Genomic DNA, 953 nt, shown 5'->3' on the forward strand with positions numbered 1-953 from the left:
CTCCATTGGTGAATAGGTTGCACTGCAGTTCTCGCAGTTATCACCATATTGATCTTCAGCGCCACATTTCGGGCAGGTTCCTTTAACAAAACGGTCTGCTAGGAACAGTTCTTTTTCAGGGTCGTATGCTTGCGTAATGCTACGACGGGCGATCTTTCCGTTTTTGTCTAGTGCGGTGTAGATTGATTCTGCGAGCGTTTGGTTTTCAGGTGAATGCGTTGAATAGTAGTTATCAAAACCGACTGAAAATCCAGCAAAGTCGCGCTGGTGCTCTTGGTTGATGCGATCAATTAGTTGTTCTGGTGTAATGCCTTCTTTTTCGGCGCGTAACATGATGGCAGTGCCATGCGCATCATCGGCACACACATAAGTACATTGTTCTCCGCGGCTCTTTTGAAAACGTACCCAAATATCCGTTTGAATATACTCAAGTAAATGGCCTAAGTGAATCGGGCCGTTCGCATAGGGTAGAGCACTAGTAACAAGAATTTTACGCACTGAATAAGTCTCTCAAACATTCAAAAGGAGGTTGTGATCGCACTGCTAAGCTGCATGAGCCTAGCACAGAAAAATGCGGCGCTATCATACCGATCTAAGCGATACTTTTCATCTTTCTTACGCTTATATGCTTAGATTCGCTTTATAAGCTTGAATTTTTTTTATCTGCCTCGATTTAGTGGAGGGGTGAAGCCAACTTTCAAGTCAGTGCTATGTATAAGGGGATAAGTTATGAGTCAGGTCAACGCTGAAGAATTAAAGGATGCGATTGCGCAATACATCGACCCTTATTTACAACAAAATTTGTATGACATTGGTGCAGTTAAATCGGTTGAGGAGATAGACGGAAAGGTCTCGGTTCGTATAGAACTGCCCTATGCAAGCTTAGGGTTACACGGCGCAGTGCAGCAACTGCTCAGTACTCAGATTGAATATTTAGATGGGGTAGCGAGTGT

General features: G+C 43.9%; 2 protein-coding genes. One reads left to right on the top strand and one right to left on the bottom strand.

All coding sequences use genetic code 11. From position 1 onward, the window contains the following. On the bottom strand, positions 1-498 hold a 498-nt coding region (locus A3738_RS07985), incomplete at its 3' end, for a class I tRNA ligase family protein (protein ID WP_156504086.1). A 231-nt stretch (positions 499-729) separates the two neighbouring features. Here A3738_RS07985 and A3738_RS07990 point away from each other — a divergent pair. Beyond that, positions 730-953: iron-sulfur cluster assembly protein (locus A3738_RS07990; protein ID WP_156504087.1), on the top strand; the 224-nt coding region annotated here is incomplete at its 3' end.

Source organism: Oleiphilus sp. HI0066, from assembly GCF_001635725.1.